General features: G+C 37.0%; 20 protein-coding genes. 2 read left to right on the plus strand and 18 right to left on the minus strand.

Annotated elements, in window-relative coordinates:
- Positions 1-97 precede the first annotated feature (97 nt).
- Entirely contained in the window at positions 98-1,045 is a 948-nt protein-coding gene (locus HYB91_RS08535; protein WP_002677295.1) for a helix-turn-helix domain-containing protein, read from the plus strand.
- Between the two features lie 17 nt (positions 1,046-1,062).
- Here the strand turns inward: HYB91_RS08535 and HYB91_RS08540 are convergent, their stop codons facing one another.
- The 14 genes from HYB91_RS08540 to HYB91_RS08605 form a co-directional block, all read right to left on the minus strand.
- Positions 1,063-1,854, minus strand: a complete 792-nt coding sequence (locus HYB91_RS08540) for an ABC transporter permease (protein WP_002677291.1) — start codon at positions 1,852-1,854, stop codon at positions 1,063-1,065.
- Positions 1,851-2,882, minus strand: coding sequence for an ABC transporter ATP-binding protein (locus tag HYB91_RS08545; protein WP_002677290.1), 1,032 nt, complete (start codon positions 2,880-2,882; stop codon positions 1,851-1,853). Before HYB91_RS08545 ends, HYB91_RS08540 begins: the two co-directional genes overlap by 4 nt.
- Entirely contained in the window at positions 2,863-3,651 is a 789-nt protein-coding gene (locus HYB91_RS08550) for an ABC transporter permease (protein WP_002677289.1), read from the minus strand. Before HYB91_RS08550 ends, HYB91_RS08545 begins: the two co-directional genes overlap by 20 nt.
- Before the next feature lie 59 nt (positions 3,652-3,710).
- Positions 3,711-4,631, minus strand: a complete 921-nt coding sequence (locus HYB91_RS08555) for a helix-turn-helix transcriptional regulator (protein ID WP_002677288.1) — start codon at positions 4,629-4,631, stop codon at positions 3,711-3,713.
- 67 nt (positions 4,632-4,698) lie between these two features.
- Complete coding sequence (locus tag HYB91_RS08560; RefSeq protein ID WP_002677287.1) at positions 4,699-6,333, minus strand: hypothetical protein; 1,635 nt, start codon at positions 6,331-6,333, stop codon at positions 4,699-4,701.
- A 155-nt stretch (positions 6,334-6,488) separates the two neighbouring features.
- On the minus strand, positions 6,489-7,133 hold the full coding sequence (locus HYB91_RS08565) for a P13 family porin (RefSeq protein WP_002670231.1): 645 nt from the start codon (positions 7,131-7,133) through the stop codon (positions 6,489-6,491).
- Between the two features lie 201 nt (positions 7,134-7,334).
- On the minus strand, positions 7,335-8,288 hold the full coding sequence (locus HYB91_RS08570; RefSeq protein ID WP_002677278.1) for a hypothetical protein: 954 nt from the start codon (positions 8,286-8,288) through the stop codon (positions 7,335-7,337).
- Between the two features lie 36 nt (positions 8,289-8,324).
- Positions 8,325-8,684: a 50S ribosomal protein L19 gene (gene rplS / locus HYB91_RS08575; protein WP_002670222.1), complete on the minus strand. Its 360-nt coding sequence runs from the start codon at positions 8,682-8,684 to the stop codon at positions 8,325-8,327.
- Positions 8,677-9,408, minus strand: coding sequence for a tRNA (guanosine(37)-N1)-methyltransferase TrmD (gene trmD, locus HYB91_RS08580; RefSeq protein ID WP_002677276.1), 732 nt, complete (start codon positions 9,406-9,408; stop codon positions 8,677-8,679). Before trmD ends, rplS begins: the two co-directional genes overlap by 8 nt.
- Positions 9,405-9,944 carry a ribosome maturation factor RimM gene (gene rimM / locus HYB91_RS08585; protein ID WP_002670218.1) on the minus strand — a complete coding sequence of 180 codons (540 nt, stop codon included), beginning with the start codon at positions 9,942-9,944 and terminating at the stop codon, positions 9,405-9,407. The genes trmD and rimM overlap by 4 nt, the downstream gene beginning before the upstream one ends.
- 2 nt (positions 9,945-9,946) lie before the next feature.
- Positions 9,947-10,180, minus strand: a complete 234-nt coding sequence (locus tag HYB91_RS08590; RefSeq protein WP_002670215.1) for a KH domain-containing protein — start codon at positions 10,178-10,180, stop codon at positions 9,947-9,949.
- Positions 10,181-10,216: 36 nt separating this feature from the next.
- On the minus strand, positions 10,217-10,462 hold the full coding sequence (gene rpsP, locus HYB91_RS08595) for a 30S ribosomal protein S16 (protein ID WP_002670213.1): 246 nt from the start codon (positions 10,460-10,462) through the stop codon (positions 10,217-10,219).
- A gap of 110 nt (positions 10,463-10,572) precedes the next feature.
- Positions 10,573-11,655, minus strand: a complete 1,083-nt coding sequence (gene cobT / locus HYB91_RS08600; protein WP_002677274.1) for a nicotinate-nucleotide--dimethylbenzimidazole phosphoribosyltransferase — start codon at positions 11,653-11,655, stop codon at positions 10,573-10,575.
- A 37-nt stretch (positions 11,656-11,692) separates the two neighbouring features.
- On the minus strand, positions 11,693-12,643 hold the full coding sequence (locus HYB91_RS08605; RefSeq protein ID WP_002677272.1) for an alpha/beta hydrolase: 951 nt from the start codon (positions 12,641-12,643) through the stop codon (positions 11,693-11,695).
- Between the two features lie 144 nt (positions 12,644-12,787).
- Between HYB91_RS08605 and HYB91_RS08610 the strand changes: the two genes are divergently transcribed.
- Complete coding sequence (locus HYB91_RS08610; protein ID WP_256489127.1) at positions 12,788-12,943, plus strand: helix-turn-helix domain-containing protein; 156 nt, start codon at positions 12,788-12,790, stop codon at positions 12,941-12,943.
- Here the strand turns inward: HYB91_RS08610 and HYB91_RS13010 are convergent.
- The 4 genes from HYB91_RS13010 to HYB91_RS08625 are packed head-to-tail and all read right to left on the minus strand — an operon-like array spanning position 12,940 to position 15,089.
- Positions 12,940-13,038 (minus strand): ATP-binding cassette domain-containing protein, encoded by a 99-nt coding sequence (locus HYB91_RS13010; RefSeq protein WP_080612193.1) that lies wholly within the window; start codon positions 13,036-13,038, stop codon positions 12,940-12,942. The two genes, HYB91_RS08610 and HYB91_RS13010, sit on opposite strands and share 4 nt — an antisense overlap.
- Entirely contained in the window at positions 13,039-13,743 is a 705-nt protein-coding gene (locus tag HYB91_RS08615) for a pseudouridine synthase (protein WP_002677270.1), read from the minus strand.
- 34 nt (positions 13,744-13,777) lie between these two features.
- Positions 13,778-14,329, minus strand: coding sequence for an SMC-Scp complex subunit ScpB (scpB, locus tag HYB91_RS08620; protein WP_002670201.1), 552 nt, complete (start codon positions 14,327-14,329; stop codon positions 13,778-13,780).
- Positions 14,313-15,089 carry a segregation and condensation protein A gene (locus HYB91_RS08625; RefSeq protein ID WP_002677267.1) on the minus strand — a complete coding sequence of 259 codons (777 nt, stop codon included), beginning with the start codon at positions 15,087-15,089 and terminating at the stop codon, positions 14,313-14,315. The genes scpB and HYB91_RS08625 overlap by 17 nt, the downstream gene beginning before the upstream one ends.
- Between the last annotated feature and the right edge of the window lie 56 nt (positions 15,090-15,145).

The raw sequence follows: 15,145 nt of genomic DNA on the forward strand, positions 1-15,145 counted from the left end.
AAGAAAGAAAATATAAAAATACTTGACTTTTTAAGTCAAATATACTATTATAATCTTCAAATAGAACAGAAAAACTTTAAAAAGAGAAGAGGTAAACATGCGTACGGTTGAAGATTATTGGGAGGACTTTGAACATTTCGGCTTTATCAAGCATTTAAAAGATGGAAGAAGGGATTATATATTGGATGAAGAAAAAGGCTCAGGCGGTTTTTCCATCTTGGGAGATACCGAAACGGCTGTGGTGACTATTTCCGATTGTACACTGTACCGGCCTCTTGTTATCAAGGCGGATAATGTAAATGAAAGAATTATCGAACTTGGGCAATATTACACCGGGCTCGCCTCCTATTATGAAAAAAAAGAAAAGTCTTGCGAATTTGAATACGGGCTTAATGCCTATGTCAATACTTTTAGTTTTTACGGATATAAGAGGATTGAACCTCATGTACGGTTTATCAATATAGGTTTCGGCTTTCGGGAAAAGTTTTTTTCTTCTTTACCTATCACATTGGAAGAGGATTTTTTTGAAAGAGCAGCATGCGTACTTAATCCCGAGCCGATTGTCATTCCGAAAATAACCGCGATTTGCAACAGCCTTAAAGAATGTACATTGGAAGGAGGAGCTTTAAAGCTCTATATTCAAGGTAAATGTTTGGAAGTTTTTTCTCTTCTATACGATTATATTTATAAAGCAAAACCGGCAATAAATGTGCACCTTTCTCAAAAAGACAAGGCCGTCCTTAAAGAAGTAAAAACTTTTATAGAAGAACACTTTGCGGATCATGTTACGATTGCCGAACTTGCCAAAAAGTTTGCCATCAATCAGCAAAAACTGGTAACCGGTTTTAAAGATTGTTTTAACGCAACGATAAACGGATACACTCAAAAAATAAGAATGACAAAGGCCCTCGAACTCCTTTATGATGATACCTTATCCATTATAGAAATAGCACAAGCGGTCGGTTATTACGGAGACGGCTATTTTCAAAAAGCCTTTAAGGAAACCTACGGCATTACGCCAAGCCGGATGCGGAGGGATTTGTAATTTGATTTTTATACATACTAGCCCCCATAGGCGGAATAGATTTTCATTCCCTTTTTCCATACTACTGCACAGAAAACAGCAAGCAGCGTTATCCAGCCTAAACTTTTACATAAGGAAATAAAAGCGGTGCATAGAGGAACATCATCGAGTAAAAGACTTACCGGAACATGGGAAATAAAGGCAAAGGGTAAGTTCTTTAAAAGACTAAACACCGATTCGGGTAAAAGGACAAGCGGGAAAATAATACCGGCGGAAATATTTTTAAGTACCCGTATCGATGTATAGAGTGAAGAAACACGCGAAAAATAAAAACTATAGAGTGCTATCAAAAAATCGATAAAAAAATTGATGAGATAACCTGCGATCAAAAAGAGCACAAAAAATAAAGCCTTCCATAATGATAGTGTAAACACAAAATATCTTTGCAGTAAAAAATATAAAACCGTGATCGGAACCGCATTCATAACAATGAAAATAAAACGATGAGGCAAATCGGAAGCAAGTTGATACAGCGCATAATTATACGGTTTTATAAGATACTGATTGAGTGTGCCGAGCCTTATATCATCGGAAATTTTAAATACGGAAACCGTTGAAGTAATATTGTAGGTTATCAAAGTCAAAAAGTAATACGATACTATACCGTCTGCTTTAAAAGGCATATCTTTACTTTGATAACTGACGGCAATCCATAACAATACATTAACTGTAAAAGGAAAGAGTGAAAATAAAAATCCGGAAATAAAATTAACTCTATATTCCAATTGATTTGCCAAACTTATTTTAAAAACTTTGTAATATGCATTCATAGTATGGACTCACTCGATGTATACAATCTTCTGATAACATCTTCCATCGAAATATTTTCAATGGTAATATCGCTTAACTCTTCAATAAAATCATTGGAAATATTTTTTAATATATCCAAACTCGCAGTTGAGTCCGCAGAAATTTTAACCGTATCTTCTGCAGTTTTTTCTGCAAAAAAATTACCTTTTTCTTGCAAGGTTTTTATAATTTTATCCGCTTTCAATAATTTTAATTTTAATATAAAATATTTTTTATTTAAAAATTCATTTTTAAAGTTAATAAAAGAATCGGAATATATTTTTTCTCCCTTATTTATTAAAATCAATTCCGTACAAAGGGAAACAATATCGTTAAAATTATGACTTGTCAGTATGAGACTTGCATGATATTTATTGCAATAATGTTTTAGAAAATCCCTTATATTATATTGCGTAATTATATCAAGCCCTATCGTCGGTTCATCAAGAAAAATAAGTTTCGGTTTGTGAATTAAAGCCGCTATCAATTCCATTTTCATTCTCTCTCCTAAAGACAGTCTTCTCACCTGAACATTCACCTGTTTTTGTACACCGAGTATTTCAATCATTGTGTAAAGCGTTTTTTTATAATCGGCATCTTCAACTTCATAAATGGTTTTATTAAGTTCAAAGGAATCAACGGCAGGCAAATCCCACCAGAGCTGACTCTTGTTTCCCATCACCATTGAAATTTGCCTGAGGTATTCTTTTTTCTTTTCAAAAGGATTGTGCTGTAAGACGGTAAGGCTTCCTTTCGTCGGCAATATCAAACCGGATAACATTTTAAGTGTTGTCGTTTTGCCTGCACCGTTTAAACCGATTAAACCCGTTATCGAACCTTGAGCAATTTCAAAGGAAAGATTTTTAACCGCAGATTTATATAGTTTTTTACGTTTAAACAAATTTTTGATACTGCCTTTAAGTCCTGCATCTTTTTGATAATATGCATAACTTTTGCAGATATTTTCTGCAACAATAATTTTTTCGTTACTAGCTGCCTGATCCGACATAACGCCTTACTCCTTTTTTAAAAATAAAATTCGATAATAAAAAAAATATAAAACTTGCTGCAAAAGAATAGAGAATATAACTCACAGATAAGTCCTTAACGGCAAACAAAATAGGAAAATTAAAACATACAAACAGCGGAATGGCAAAGATAAGAATTTTTTGAAGCAGCTGCGGATATATCTGCATAGGTTTATTTCCGATGGTAATCAGCTCGGAACCTATGCCCATAACAATATCCATCCGCATAAACCAAAAAGCCAAACTCATCAATATAAACATAATCGAATAAATCAAAAAAAAGCCGTTCATCGAAAGTAAAATATACAGTAATAATTTTAAAGGAGTCATCCGTATATTCAGTTTTATAAAACAATATGTCAAACCGGTAATATTTATGATAATATTTTTTATCTGCGGAATATCAAACTCATTAAATGAAATAGTAAAACGCTGATTCAATGGTTTTAATAATATAAAATCCAAGGTGCCGGTATTAATCATTTCGGGCAATCTTTTTAATCCAGGCACTATCAAAAAAGTAAAAACGGAATCCATAAGTCCGCCTTGAAAGGTCAGCATCAACATTCGGTACTTATCCCAGCTGTTTACCGTTTCGGTATGAATAAAAATCGTATCGATAAAAACGAGATACATAAAAAGCCATACAAGTTCAAAGGTTCCGCCGCTTATAAAATTGAACTTATATTCCATTAAGTTCATAAGAGAACCTTTAAAATAGGCTTTTAATATTAAAAGATATTTTTTCATCGCACTGTATCCGTCCAAAAATAATCCATACCTAATACATTATCACAGGACAGCGACAGCTATATGTCGTAATTAGATAAAAAAGTTCCAGCGGTTTTTATAAGCTCTTCTTTATAATCTTTTGGAGAAACTACGGTTACAGCATCTCCGAAGCTAAGGAGTAAGGCCTTCCACAGCCGTTCTTTTGCAGGAACATGAATATGGGTTTTATATTTTTGTGAAGAAAGTTTTTCGATAACGGAGTCGGGAAAATACTCTTCGATGAGCGGAATTTCTTTTTCGGAAAAAATGATTTCTATATCGATGCAAGTTTTATAATACGCTAGCTCGGCTTCTTTCATCTTTTGTTGTATATCGCCGTGTTTTATAAAAGATCTTTCTTTTGCGAGGACTAGGTTTTGCATCCGAGCAACCTTAAAGGTTCGATACTCTTTTGTTTCTTTAAGGTATGCAAACAAATACCATGCATACCATTTATAATGAATTGCAAGGGGCTCCGCACAAACATGCGAACTTTTTCCTTCGGAATTGCGGTAATCGAAAACGATATAGTTCTTACCGCCGATGGCTTTTTCCAAAAGCATATTGGAATCTTGCACCTTTTTATTTTCTTTTGTAACGCTAAAATCCCAAAAAACTTTTTGCCCGCCCTCCTTTTCGATAATGGCATTATATTTTTCGATTAAAGAATTGAGCTTGTCATTTGTATATGAAGTTGCAAGACTTTCCAAAGCGCTTATAATAATTTGCTGTTCGCTGTTTTTGATGTTGATGTTTTTTATTTTATAATTTTCCAAAACGGCATAGCCGCCGTATCTTCCGCCCAAAGTATATACGGGTATACCGGCTTCGGCTATGCTTACCATATCACGCTGAATAGTCCTGACCGACACATCAAAATACTCTGCCAAATATTTTGCGGAAACCTTTTCATGGTTCAATAAGTATATAATTATTTCGAGAATCCGTTCAAGTTTCATTTTCTAAATATATAAATTTTATACGCCCAGAATATAAGAAAAACACACAGTTGTCAATATACCGTTTCTAAAACTTAAGTCCCTTAATCCAATCTGCTATAATCGGCTCCAAGGTTTTTATGTCGAAGCCTAATTTTAATACTTGAACTCTCTGTTCTGAGATGCCCCAATTTTGGTAGGGGTTATCGTAGTTTTGATCAAAGAAATCGTAGATATAGTTCTCGGCATCGTTTTGCTCATTACCGAACATTGAAATCTTTTGAACGGCGGACTTTTCGAGCACCTTCCTGATTGAAGGCCTTATCCCTTCAAAAAAAAGACCTTTATGAATTTGATATTTATCTCCCCTCATAGTCTTAATCATTTCCGATATTGAACCTGAAGGATTCATCTCAAGTTTAGGCCTTTCAAAATGAGCCTCCGATTTTGATTCTTCTTTTGGAACTTCTACAAGGTTTTCTTTTTTTATGCTATCGTTTTTAAGTTCTTCATTTTTAAGTTTGTTTTTTTCAAGTTTCGACTTTTTAAGTTTATCCGTTTTTTTGTCGGGTAAAGATTCTTTGTTTTGTGATTTATTTTCTAAATTTAATTCTTCCGTTTTAGCTTTCTTTGTTTCAAAAACAGCATCTTTTTGAACCGGTTTTTTAAGATCTACATTTTCAGCTTTTTTACTGGAAGTCTTTTTTTCTTTTTTGGGTTTTACTTTTTTTTCTAAAACAGCCTCTGCATCGGAAACATCATCAATAAGTTCTTCTTTCTTTTTTACAGGTTCTATCGAAACTTTTACCCTAGCCCATTCCCGTTGAAGATAAAGATCGCCGCTTATGCTGTAGTAATAACCGTTTACTAAATTCAACAGGACTGCTTGTAAGATTTCTTCATCCCTCCAGCTTCTAAATCTTCCGATTTTTACGGCCTGAAAAATATTAAAGTTATTGGTCCTATATTTCCGGCTGTACAATAAAACGATATTTTCAAATCCGCCGTCAGCATAAACAGGCCAATACTTTAAAGTGTAAGCAATAACTTGATCTTCAACCCGTTTAATATCGGGAGAAATAATTATTGAATCTACTTGCTCTTTTGTAAAAATAATCTTAGAAAAGTCAAGGGTAGTGGGAGGCCTGTAGGCAGCCCGTTCTCTTTTTTGGCGGGATAATATTTCATCCTGTTCATCTCTATAAGCTTTTACCGATGAAAGGGTATCGGTTACATAGAGGCGGATAAGCTCTGCCGATTTTTTCATTGCAACCTGTTTAAACCCTATGATGTCGGCATAGCGTGCATATTTTTCGGTAAACGAAATAGAAGCAAATCTATCGGAAGAAACCGCCGATACTATTTTTTCACATTCTTGAATAACATTGTAGACATCATTTGTATCGAGATTGGCTATCTTTTCGGTAATAAACCCTATAACCTGCTTAATCTGCATTATAGTTTTTTGGGCAAGGTTGATTAAATTTTCAGTAAGCAATTCCTGAAACCTATGCGATCTCCGTCTATACGAAGACATCAGTTCATACCGCATAGAATCATCCGGATATTTACGCTTTAATTTTCCATTGTACAATAAAAGAGCTTCATTCAAATGCCCTGTTTTTCTCAGTTCAAAATACCTTTCAATATCAAGATCTTCCGAAAGGCTCACCTGAGGATATTCTTGTTTTAAGACTTGTTTTTCAAGTTCCGTTATTTCCATAAAAAGCCGCCGATTTTAGTCAAAAATCATAGCTTAATAATATAGCAAAAAAAGAAAAAAAACAAGTATGAAAGCACCATCAAGAAATTTAGGCGATTTTAAATCGGCAAGAATTCAAGTCTTTACACCGGAACAATACTTTATGCCAAAATAATCTAAAATCTTATATTCAAAGCAAGCCCTACTCCCTCAGGACTAATGACAGGAACAGGAGTAAATGAAACCTTAGGTATCTTTTTTATTAACACATCATTTAAGGTTTGATTATACCTTTTTACATATAAGCTCGCTGTAATTAATGAAGCAATACGGTTAACAAGCATAATACTTCCGGCTGAATAGGCCACATAACTGAATATCTTCATTCTCCTATCAATATTGGCTATAGATGCCAGAGGGTCTGAACTAGTGGTGGAAAATAGATCTACCAAATTAATAAATTGCATAGTAAGCATAGATAATACCGATAAACCGTCGATAGCGGCATGAATGCCTCCGCCCAGCATATCTCCGCAAGCAAAATTACCGCTGCCGAACCCTACAAATCCATTTAACAAAAGAGGCACAGCCAAGTCTTTTTGGTATTTTTTTTGAATCAATAAAATTTGCTCATTATTTAATTTTTGAGAATATTCAGAGATTAAATCTTTGTTTTTAAAAAGGTTTTTACTTATAAGTTGATTCACAGTTAAATAATAAGAAAAACTTTCATCATCTTCCTTAGTTTGTTTCACAGTCTCTTCGGAATACAAATAAAAACCTATAAGCAAAAGCACTGTAACCATAAACATCTTTTTCATAACACTACCTCCGGTTATAGTATAATTCTAAGCCAGCCCTAAGATTTTGTCAAGCCTACGAAAATAAATCTGACAAAAATACGATCAAAAAAGTTATCCCTAGAATAATTTTATATTGACTATCTAATTTCAAGAAATCTAGGCGATTTTAAATCGGCAAGAGTTCAAGTCTTTACGCCGGAACAATTCTTTATAAAAGTATCAAACTCTTAAATCGACTGAAAGAGGAGGTTCATATTTTGACGGCTCTCCATAGCGGACAAAAACTGAAGCCGTATCCGAATCGAAAAAGCCTGTTTCCGTTAAGCAGGAAGTAAAAAGCTTTTCCAAATCCGTTTTTTCTTTTTGGGAAAGCTCGATGTCTTCACACATAAATGTAAACTCTTTATCCTGCAAAGAAAAAATCCAAGATTCGTCTTCGCCGGAACTTTTAAAATTGCAGCGAAGTACCAGAGACTTAAGTTTTTTTAAACTTATATCCAATAGAAGAGCCAACGAGCCTGAGGCCTTGGAAGAATCAAATTCTCTGTCAAAGGGGAGGATTATCCAATGAAGCCCCTCACCTTTTAAGTGATTTATCATCTCCAAAACTTCATCATCATTTTTTTCACTGCCGCCTCCGAAAATAGCTTCATAGATTTGCGAAAAAAGCTCATCAGAAAGTTCAATGCCCTTGCTTTCGATAAGAGAGGCGGCAAAGGCGCTTTTTTCCTTTTCTTTTAAAGAGTCTCGGTCTGATGCCTTACCTGCCGTTTTTTTGTGCAAAAAGTTAAAAATGCGGTTTATCGATTTTTCATCAAGGCGGCTTTCTATCGCCGTAAAAAAGGCAAGAATACTTGAAGTCAATTCGTTTTGCGGAAGTCCAAGTTTAGAAAAGATGTCCTTTGAAGAAGAAGCGTCATCTCCTTTTTCGGGAATGAGAAGAACTCTATCAGAATCGATGACAACTCTCATTTTAAGACTGTCGCCTTCCTTTAGGCTTCCTGAAACATTTCCCTCAAAAATATTTCCGTTAAAAAAAATACGGGCTGCCCCGTCCGTCTTTAAGCTTAAAATTTTAGCGTTTACAATATCGCCGTTTTTTAAGCTCATCGAACCTGAGGCAGCCCGTCTTGAGGCGGTAAAAAAAACTTTTGTACCGTCCGTATAAATCACAAATTTTTTGCCGATTTAAAAGTTTAAACTCGAAATTTATGAGTTCTTTTTGGTGATAAGGGTCTTAATCTTAGCAGCCTTACCTACCTTATCCCTGATATAGTAAAGTTTAGCTCGGCGTACCTTTCCTGGGCGTACAACTTCAACCTTAGCAATTCGAGGTGAATGAAGGGGGAAAACTCGTTCAACCCCTACACCGTAAGAATTTTTTCGTACGGTAAATGTTCTTCCGATTCCGGAATTTTTAAAACAGATTACCAAGCCCTCATAAACCTGAATTCGCTCGGTCTTTCCTTCAACGATTTTAAAGTGAACTTTAACCGTATCTCCTACACGGAAAACGGGAGGGTTTTCAGCCTTTTGCTGAGCTTCAATTTTCATAATCAGATCACTCATTTTCAAACTCCTTAAGTATTTTTTCTGCATCCTTTGTCCACATCCCGCAATTTCTTGCCTTTTCGATAAGATCGGGCCTCGTTTTAAGCGTTTTTTCGATACGCTTTTTTAGCCTCCACTTATGGATATTTAGATGGTGTCCTGAAAGGAGCACTTCGGGAACCTCTTTTCCCTTAAAATTTCTTGGTCTTGTATATTGCGGGTACTCAAGCAAAAATCCTGAAAAACTTTCTTCTTCAAGCGACTCGCCGGAAATAACTCCGTCTATCAGGCGGTAAACCGCATCGATTATCACTAGGGCTGCAAGCTCGCCTGAGGACATAACATAGTCGCCGACCGAGATTTCATCATCAACATATTCATCGATTATTCTCTGATCGATTCCTTCATATCGTCCGCAGACAAAGACGAGAGCTTCTTCTGACGAAAGCTCTTTTGCCAACTCTTGACTAAAAGGCCTCCCTGACGGGGTAACATATATTACCCGTTTTGAAGAAGCATTAACCGAGTCCAATGCTAGGCTCAAAGGTTCCGGTAAGAGTAACATTCCGGCCCCTCCGCCGTAAACGATGTCATCGCATGAGCGGTGCTTGTCGAAAGCAAAGTCTCTGATGTTTACCAAGTTGCAGCTAATAATTCCCTTTTCTACAGCCTTGGCCATAATCGAAGTTTTAAAAAAAGCTTCGGGTATTTCAGGGAATAAGGTCAGCACATCGAATCTCATTCAAGAATCCAGCGGTGCATGAGCTCCACGGTTTTGGCTTTTAAGTCGATTTTTCCGATAAATTCCTTATTAAAGGGAACATAAAAGCTCGATTCCGCAGCAGCCTCGGAGGTTTTGCCGGCTATTTCTAAGAGGTAACCGCCTCCGCCTTCTGCTACACTTGTTATTTTTCCAACAAGAGTTCCTTCGCATACAAGATTACAATTACAAAGATCATGGACATAAACTTCGCCCTCATCAAGGGGGGCGGCCTTGTCCCTAGGAATAAACAATTCCGAACCCGTCAAACACTTGGCGGCTTCGGGGTTGTCTATCCCCTTAAATTTTACAAGAGCATCGGCCTTTCTTAAATTAACTTCTTCAATTTCAAACCAGCCGTCTTTATATTTTTGCTCTCTTAATTTTTCCTTAAGAATACTTAAAAAAACTCTGTCAAAACCTAAAAAATGCTCGTATTCTCCGGAAAAACTTTCAACTTTTACAAACCCTTCGATCCCGAAGGTACCGCGGATTCGTCCTGTTGCAAGCAAATCCATTATTAGTCTACAATTTCAAGCGAATAACGCTTTCCCGACTTTCCTGCACTTGCGCTCAGCAAGGTTCTGATCGACTTTGCGATTCTTCCCTGCTTTCCGATTACCTTGCCGATGTCGCCTGAGGCTACTTTAAGCTCAATGACCGTCCCTTTTTCGTTTTCACTTTCCGATACCGTTACGGCGGAAGGATCGTCAACGAGGGATTTGGCAATGTATTCTATTAAATCTTTTTGCATTTTGTTTTCCTTTTCACCTGTCAAGTGATTTTACACTTATAGAGTGAATTCTTTTTTGTTAAGTAAGCGTCTAACTGTGTCGGTAGGCTGTGCACCTTTTCCCAACCAGTTTCTAACCTTATCGGCATCAAAAGAAATCTGTTTTTCTGCCGTTTCGATCGGATGATAAATGCCGACTTCATCGATGGTTTTGCCGTTTCGGGGTTCTCTTACATCCTGAACAACAATTCGATAATAAGGGCGTTTTTTAGTTCCGAGTCTTTTTAGTCTGATTTTTACCACGTAAACCTCCCGGGATTAACCCAAAATTTCAATATAAAACCCGTGTTTCAATGAAAATACGAGTAAGAAAGCATAATACTATAAAGAAGAGAATTAGTCAATAGGGAATTTTAAGGATTTGTCTGCTTTCGGATATCCACTAAATCGGCTCCGTCTATCATGGTTTCGGTAAATTTTCCCATATTTTGCATGGTAAAGACAGCTCCTTCAAGCATCTTAAACAAGAGAGGACAGCCGCTTCCTTCTCCTAAACGCATTTTCATACTTAAGACTGGCTCGATTCCAAGCTCAGAAGTACATATCTTAGCTCCCCTTTCTTCCGACTTATGAGAAGCAAAAAGGTAATCCCTTACGCGAGGATTTAAGTTTACGGCACAGAGGGCTGCAAGGCTCGAAATATAGCCGTCGATTACGGCAGGAATTCCGCGGGCGGCAAGGCCTATGTAACAACCGCACATTGCCGCAATATCAAAGCCCCCGACTTTCGAAATACAATCGATTGAATCGCCTTTTTTGGGGGCGTTTATTTCGATAGCTTTTTTTACGGTCTTAATCTTGAGCTCATACATAGCCTCTGTCGTAGAAGCCCCGCGGCCGACAGTCAGTTCAGGCTCTACTCCGCAAAGGCCTGAAAGCACAGCCGCCGTTGTGGTAGTATTGCAAATACCCAGCTCCCCTATTCCTGCAATATCGAAGCCTTCATCAGCTATTTCAAAGGCCGCCTCTATTCCGGTTTCAATCATGCGGATACAGTCTTCCCTGCTCATCGCAGGGCCTTGGGCTATGTTTTCCGTACCTAATTTTATCTTTTTATTGATAACATCTTTCCGTTCACTTGTTTTTATCATTCCGACATCGTAAACCCTAATACCGCTTTCTGCCCATTTTGAAATTGTTCCCAAACCTGTTTTTCCCGTGTGCATAATCTCGGCAAGCAAGAAGGTGGTTATCTGGGGCTGGGAGGTAATTTTTTCTGCATAAACTCCGTTATCCGCACAAAAGACAGCCGTTATTTTTTTATCGATTTTTAAATTGTCAAAGCCCTTGATTTTTGCAAGCCTTACCGTCATCTCTTCAAGAGCCCCCAAAGAACCCGGCGGATGAGCAAGGCTGTCCCAAAAAAGCTTGGCCTTTTTTCCTTCTTCTTCCGAAACGGATTTAATCGAATTCAATGTGTTTTCTAAAATATTCATAAAGTTCTCTCTCGCATAAAAAGTTTTTTAGGCTGTTTTAATTTTTATTGACAAACTCCGTAATGGCTAAAAGTAAATCCTTTGAAATCGGATAAGACGGATCTATATAAGTTTTCATTTGTTCCTGAGGAGAATTAATTTCTTTTAAGGTATGAGTCATCTTTTCGATAATTTTTAATTCTATACCCTCTTTTGCAGAGCTTAAAAGCTTTGAATCTTCAACTCCTACCTGAATGTCACTTCCGCCCTGAATAACCAAAACAGGTATTTTCAATTGAGCAATTTCTTTTTTGGGTTCATACTTAAACCAAGAAATCAAATAGGGCTGAACCGATTTTCTAAATAAGCTGTTTAAAACAAGCGGAACATTTTCTTCCATTTTACCGCTTTTTAGTTTTTCTATAATCTGTTTGGAAGAGTTTATCAAAGCCTTAGGATTAGCGGGATTTTTTTCGATTTGTTCCAAAATAAGGTCTGCAGAATTTTTTCCTACCCCTGCAATCGAAATAAAACCGTCAACTTTTTCAGTCTTTGCACAAAGAATGGAAACCAGAGAACCTTCACTATGGCCTATTAAAAAAATCTTTTTAAATTTTTTAAGACTTTTTAGATGAGAAATTATAGCCTTTAAATCTTGAACATTTGTTTCAAATCTAATGTCTTCTTCTTTAAATTGAGCCGGAAGACTTTTACCGGCACCGCGCTTATCATATCGAAAAGAAGCTATTCCGTTTTCGGCTAGTCCCTCTGCTAAGAGTTTATAAGTATCGGCTCTTAGATTAAAGCCGCTGTTTCCGTCTCGGTCTATAGGCCCTGAACCGGGAACTATGATACAAACGGAGACGGCTTTTTCTGCCTTAGGAAAAAGCAAAGTCCCCGCAAGAACAGTTTCCTCAGCTTTTATTTCCAAATCAGCCCCATATAGACTAAGAGCTGAAAATAAAAATAACACAGCTGTTATGAATCTAAAATTTTTAAACCTAAACATATTGAAAATCCTCCCGGTATTTAAAAAAATCTTAAACCGATTTCGCATACGAATACATTCTTATCGTTTCAAATTCCTTAAAATGTTTATTTTCTTCTTCTAGGTAATATACTAACGCAAAACGGAAATATTTGTCAAGATTTTATAGTAAATCTAACACAAAAACAAGTATCTGAAAAACTCGGAATGAAAAATGTATACAGCTATCAGCGTTTGGAAAAAAAATCAAATCCGTCTTTACAAATGATAAAAAAAATAACCTCAATTTTTCCTGCAATAAAACTTGAAATGCTTTTTTAGTTTTTATCTATACCTGCAATTATATTTAAAAGGCTTGATTTTCCGCAGCCCGATGGCCCCAAAATAAAACTTATTTTTCCGGAATAAAAGCACACCTACCCCAACAACCCTTTAATCTCTTCAGAAGTTAAGGGACGGTGTTTGCCGGAGGGAAGGTCTGATAGGTGCACGCAGCCTATTCTGACCCGCGTCAGTTTTTTTATTTTGATATTAAAGAATTTTAAGACTCGGCGGATTTCGCGGTTTTTGCCTTCAATCAAAACTATACGCATTTTGTTTTTGGATATGCGTTCTGCCAAAAGAGCCTTATAAAAAACGCCTTCGATACGCACCCCTCTTAAAAATTTTTGGAGGATTTCATCTGGGTATTCAAAGACGGTTATTACCTCATATTCTTTTTCAATTTCGGAAGAAGGATGCTCAACCTTTGCGGAAAAATCTCCGTCATTTGTAAAAAGGATGACTCCTCCCGAAAGCATATCCAAGCGGCCTATATTGTAAAGCCTCTCGGTATAGGTATCTTTTAAAAGGGAGGCGGCGATGGGTCTGTCTTTTTCATCGGCCAATGAACAAACATAGCCTTCGGGTTTATTCAATAGAATATACCGTTTTTCGGCCTCGGGGAAAATTTGTTTTCCGTCAAGACAGATTTTTTCTTTACCCGAAACTTTTGTACCGAGTTCGGTTACTATTTTACCGTCAACGCTTACCCTTCCGTTTAAGATGAGATTTTCAGAGGCTCGTCTTGAAGCAACTCCGCAGCGGGCTAAATAAACTTGAAGTCTTATTTCGTCTATCATAAAAACTAAAAAATTCTCTTAATCGAAGGTTCTCTTATCGAGCAAGCTCGAACCGTTCTCTTTCGGTTTCATCGAGTTTAGGCAGGTCGGCAATACTGTTAAGCCTGAAGATTTTTAAAAATTCCTTTGTGGTACCGAACATTGCAGGCTTACCGGGGACATCTTTTTTGCCGACTTCTTTTATAAGGTCCTTTTCAATAAGGAGGCGAATCATATTGTCGGCGGAAACGCCGCGGATAGCTTCAATCTCGGCCCTTGTTACCGGCTGGGAATAAGCGATTATAGAAAGGGTTTCCATTGCGGCACGGGAAAGGCGGCCTTCATTTTTTTTGCCGTAGCGGTCTTTTAAATGTTCCCACAAATCTTTTTTCGGCATTATCACCCAGCCGCCCATCATTTTGGCAAGTTCGATTCCGCTTTGGGGAGAAGCATAGGATTCCTGCAAAGCCTTGATGGCATCACCCACGATTTCCGGCGAAAGCCCTGAAATTTTACAAAGAGCTTCATCGGTTAAAGGGTCGCCTTCCAAATAGAGGATAGCTTCAACCAAGGAGATTTCTTTTTCCAAATTATAATTCTGAACCATTATCCTGCTCCCACGGGCGTATTTTTATATCGCCGAACATTCTGTTTTGCCAGATGCTTGCCATCTTAAATTTAACGGCTTCTAAAATTGCCATAAAGGCACAGACCACATCCATTAAATTACCTTTGCGCACAATCAAGTCGGTAAACATACACTCACCCTTCTTTTCCAAAAATTCGTTCATAAGGGTAATCTTCTCGTTTACCGAAACTTCTTCATAAAGGTCTAAGATGTGTTCGGCCTTATAATTGGACATTAGCTGAGAAAAGGTTTTTAAAAGATCCCAAGTATCGACCCGCTCCCAAAGTTCTTCTTCTCCAAAAGGCAGGGCATGCTGAATCTTTTTTCTTTCAAAAAACCATTCCGCTTCGCTTTCTTTTTCTTCCATCAATTCGGAAAGTTTTTTATACTTTTGATATTCGATGAGCTTATCGACCAGCTCGGAACGCGGGTCTTCGATGTCTTCATCATCAACCGAAACCTCAACCGGCAAAAGCATTCTGCTTTTTATATAAATTAAATTAGCGGCCATCGAATAAAAATCGACAAGGTTATCCAAATCGGGTTCAATTGCATAATCAAGGTATTCCAGATATTGCTCGGTTATTTCTGCAATCGGAATATCGTAGATATTTACCTCGTTTTTATTTATCAAAAAAAGAAGAAGGTCTAAGGGGCCTTCAAAATTATGCACCCTAAATTCCGTATTGGAATAACTTACTTCCTGCGTATCAATCTGACTTAAAGCTTGTGTACTCATTATGCCGCTCCTCTTTTATTGTTCGGCATTTTTTTAAAAAACTCAAATTTTTAAAA

The organism is Treponema sp. B152, assembly GCF_024181665.1.
Classification (GTDB): domain Bacteria; phylum Spirochaetota; class Spirochaetia; order Treponematales; family Treponemataceae; genus Treponema_B; species Treponema_B denticola.